The organism is Butyricicoccus sp., assembly GCF_050872565.1.
GTDB lineage: Bacteria > Bacillota > Clostridia > Oscillospirales > Butyricicoccaceae > Butyricicoccus_A.
This window is the reverse complement of the sequence record NZ_JBNMHC010000192.1, coordinates 1-4,399: the sequence shown is the minus strand read 5'-3', so window position 1 is coordinate 4,399 and position 4,399 is coordinate 1. Positions and strand designations below refer to the sequence as shown.

The window sequence follows — 4,399 nt, the reverse complement described above, 5'->3', positions numbered from 1 at the left end:
GACGCGGTTGATGCTGTTTTCGGTGAGTGGGTGGTAAAAAAATAAGATGTCTGGTCCCTGGGCACCCCAGCGAAAAGCGAGCGGTGCCGCTTCAATGGCTTTTGCGAGATAGGGCTGAGCTTCGTGCAGAGCGGAGTCTGCGAACATAAAATGAGAGACAAGCGCAGGCATTGCGATTCCTCCAAAATCAACCGTTACGTAAAAGGGCTGTAACGGAATTGTAATCTTTCTTCTTGTTTATTATAGAATGCTTTTCACAAAAAGTACACACAGACATATTCCAAAATTCGGCGGAAAATCAGGGGAGAATTCCGTTACACTGACTACACAAGGATGCTTGTCAGAAGGTGTAAACAGGTGTATACTATAAAAGTATGTAAAAAATAACCGGGGTGACCAAATCATCCCGCAGGATAGATTAAAGGAGCGTAACACATGAAAATTGGTATTGTCGGCTTGCCGAACGTGGGAAAGAGCACCCTGTTCAATGCCATCACAAATGCCGGCGCGGAGTCGGCGAACTACCCGTTCTGCACCATTGACCCGAATGTCGGCATGGTAAGCGTACCGGACGAGCGTCTGGATAAGCTGACCGAGATGTATCACCCGCCGAAGACCATTCCGGCTGTAGTAGAATTCGTAGATATTGCCGGTCTGGTGCGCGGCGCATCCAAGGGCGAAGGTCTGGGCAACAAGTTCCTGTCCCATATCCGCGAAGTCGATGCCATTGTGCACGTGGTTCGCTGCTTTGACAACCCGAACATCATTCATGTTGAGGGCAGCATCGACCCGCAGCGCGACATTGAGACCATCAATCTCGAATTGATTATGTCGGATATGGAGCTGCTGGAGCGCCGTATCGAGCGTTCTAAGAAGCTCGCAAAGGGCGACAAGAAGTACAACGCAGAAATCGAAGTGTTCCAGCGTCTGTATGACCATCTGGAAGGCGGCAACACCGCACGCACGTTCCCGGAGTTTGAAGAGCAGAAGGAACTGATTGACACCGTTGATCTGCTGACCTCGAAGCCGGTTATCTATGCGGCAAACGTAGACGAAAACGGCTTTACCGGTGATGAGACAGAAAATGCTCGTCTGGCAGCTGTTCGCAAGATTGCAGAGGACGAAGGCTCGATGGTACTGCCGATCTGTGCACAGATGGAGCAGGATATTGCCAGCCTGGAGGACGACGAAAAGGAGTTGTTCCTGTCTGAGTTGGGTCTGGAAGAGTCCGGTCTGGATCGTCTGATTCGCGTCTGCTATGACCTGCTGGGTCTGATGAGCTTCCTGACCGCAGGCCCGAAGGAAGTTCGCGCATGGACCATCAAGAAGGGCACCAAGGCACCGCAGGCAGCAGGTAAGATTCATACCGATTTCGAGCGCGGCTTTATTCGTGCAGAAGTCGTTTCGTTTGATGACCTGATGGCGTGCGGCTCTCTCGTGGCAGCAAAGGAAAAGGGACTGGTTCGCTCGGAAGGCAAGGAATATATCATGCGTGACGGCGATATTGTCGAATTCCGCTTTAACGTATAAACCGACGGATTTTTCATCTCTATCGAAGAAGTAATCAAAACGACACGAAATTGTTTCGGAATTGTAATTGCATTTTGCTGTACAATGCTCTATGATAGGTATAATAGTATAGCTGTGCGTCGATTTAAGCATGTATTTTCGTATACGTAGTTGATTCATGGAAGAGATAAGCAGGAGGTTATGGAACTGCATGGATGATAAGAAGCAGTCCGGAGTAACTCCGGGAGAACATGGTGTGGAAGAAAGCACAAAGGGCTTTCCGATCGTCAGCAAGGAGGACGCAGAGAACGCTGCGGCCTTTGAGATGAAAAAGAAAAACAAGGACGGCAGTTGGGAGACTGCGATTCCGGTCAATGTAACCGGCGGCGATGACGCAGGGGCAGACGCTGCTCCGGCAGAAGATGCGCCGAAGGCACAGGAGCTGGATGATAAGACAATGAAAATCAATGCGGTCAAGATTGACGATGAGGCAGAACAGCCGCAGGCAGCCCCGCGTCGTGCGACACAGGAAGAGACGCAGCCGTTTGAGCCGATTTTGGAGACCGACGGCGGTTCTGGAAACAACAGAAAGCCGCGCAAGGAGAAAAAGTCTGGCGGCATGGGCAAGCGGATTGCCGCTGTCATTGCAGGTGTTGTTGTCGTTGCTGTTGTTGCCTTGAGTGTGTATACCTATACATACGACAAGGTTTTCCCGGGCGTCAAGGTCGCAGATACCTATAAGCTCAGCGGCATGACGCAGGATGAAGCGGCAAGCTACATCTCCGGCGATGTGCAGAAGACCGTACTGGCTCAGAGCATTGAGCTGGACGGCAAGGATACTGTCAGCGGAGAAGACAAGACCTATGAGATCAAGCTCTCTGACGTGGCAGAAGCCGTCGATGCAAAGGCTTCTGCACAGCAGGCATATCAGATGGGCCGTGAGGGCGGATATTTCCAGCGCGTCTCGACGGTTCTGGGATGCCTGTTCGGCGGACGGGATATTTCGCTGAATGCCACACTGAAGGACGGCGCTGTACAGGAACAGGTAGACAAAATCGCAGAAGATTTGGCCTATGAGCCGGTACAGCCGAGCTGGAAGGTGGACAAAGACAAGAAGGAACTGATTGTAGACACCGGCAAGCAGGGCAATGAGTTTGACAAGAGCAAGGTTGTCTCGGATATTTCGACGCAGGTAGAAAACGTCGATCTCAACAAGTATACCATTGAGACACAGGAAAAGGATCAGAACAAGCCGGATGCCGCAGCAATTGCCAAGGATGTCAACACCGAGGCAAAGAATGCGACTGTAAACAAGAAGGACGGCAAGACCATCGAAGAGGCGGTTGACGGTGTAAAGGTAGAGGAAAGTGCCATTTCTTCTGCCATCGGCGATGCCAGCCAGCAGACCTATACAATTCCGATTGAGCTGACCAAGGCACAGGTTACCAAGGCAGACTTGGAGCCGCTGCTGTTCCGCGATGTACTGGGATCTACGACGACGTATTATAACGGCGGTCAGGCTGGCCGTACCACCAATGTCCGTCTGGCGTGCAGCTCGATCAACGGAACTATTTTGAATCCGGGTGAAGAGTTCTCGTACAATGACATTGTTGGCGAGAGAACGGCATCGAGAGGTTATCGCTCTGCGATTATTTTCTCCAATGGCTCGGAGGTAGACGGTCTGGGCGGCGGCGTTTGTCAGGTATCCTCGACGGTTTACATGGCAGTGCTGCGTGCGGATTTGGAAGTAACCGAACGATACAACCACCAGTTCCAGATTTCGTATACACCGATTTCGCAGGATGCAGCGGTGTACTGGGGCAGCAAGGACTTTAAGTTTGTCAATAACACCCCGTATCCGATCAAGGTCGTAGCAAGCTCCGGAGGCGGTTCGCTGACGGTTCAGCTGTACGGCACCAAGACCTCGGATAAGACCATCTCCTTCTCCAGCAAGAGCTACACGAGCGGCAAGTACAAGTACGCTTCGCTGTACAAGACGGTGACGGAGAATGGCAAGACCACAACCAGCAAGGTAAACAGCAGTGCATATCTGCTGAATAAGAAGTAAGACACAAAAAAACGCCGCACAGGAGAAGAAAATGGACAGCAGAAAACAGCGTTTGAGCAATGTATATGGCAGCAAAGCGGCTGCCAAACAGGATTTGATGCAGATGCTGCTGCCCACGCTCGGTGCGGCGTTTCTGTTTTTGGCACCGGCATTTTTGATTTCTGTTGCCTTACAGATTGTGTGCTTTGATGCGTCGGGCATGGCCATTCGCGACACGCTGACTTATGCCCAACTCGCAGAGGCACTGGCGGCATATGGAGCGGCACAGCTGTTTATCACGATGCCGCTGTATTACGGCATGACGCAGTTTTGTGCGTGGCGGCGGGCAGGCGCGCGAGTACAGGCATCTGTGATTCTGCTATGCTTTACCTCGATTCGGCTGTATATCCGGTCGATTTGGATGGCATTGATTCAGCTGCTGCACGCAATATTGTGGCTGATTCCGTATCTGAGTATTTGTCTGGCGGGCGCGGCACTGTATCAGTATGCCCTGCCCAATTCTACCGGCTATTTGATTTTCGTAGAGATTGTCATTGTGGCGAGTATCTGGTATGGAGCGATGCTGCTGCCGTATCAGTGCGGCTATTCTCTGATGGCGGAGCGGCAGAACATGACTTGCTGGCAGGCGGTGCGCACCGCTGCCAAGAGCTGCCGCGGGCATCGCACCGATTTCTTTTATCTGATGCTCAGCTTTCTGTTCTGGATGATTCTTTCGGTTATCTTCGGCGGATTGCTGCTCATCGTGGTGTGCCCGTATTTTTTGCTCGCCCTGTATCATTTGTTTGACCGCATTCGCGGGGTGGAAATCCGCGTTTCGCATCG

3 protein-coding genes are annotated in these 4,399 nt (G+C 51.8%); all 3 read left to right on the top strand.

Going from position 1 to position 4,399, the window contains the following annotated elements; genetic code table 11:
- The first annotated feature begins 435 nt into the window (after positions 1–435).
- Complete coding sequence (gene ychF, locus ACR0P9_RS08365) at positions 436–1,530, top strand: redox-regulated ATPase YchF (RefSeq protein ID WP_432619141.1); 1,095 nt, start codon at positions 436–438, stop codon at positions 1,528–1,530.
- 190 nt (positions 1,531–1,720) lie between these two features.
- On the top strand, positions 1,721–3,577 hold the full coding sequence (locus tag ACR0P9_RS08360; protein ID WP_432619139.1) for a VanW family protein: 1,857 nt from the start codon (positions 1,721–1,723) through the stop codon (positions 3,575–3,577).
- Positions 3,578–3,608: 31 nt separating this feature from the next.
- On the top strand, positions 3,609–4,399 hold a 791-nt coding region (locus tag ACR0P9_RS08355), incomplete at its 3' end, for a DUF975 family protein (protein ID WP_432619137.1).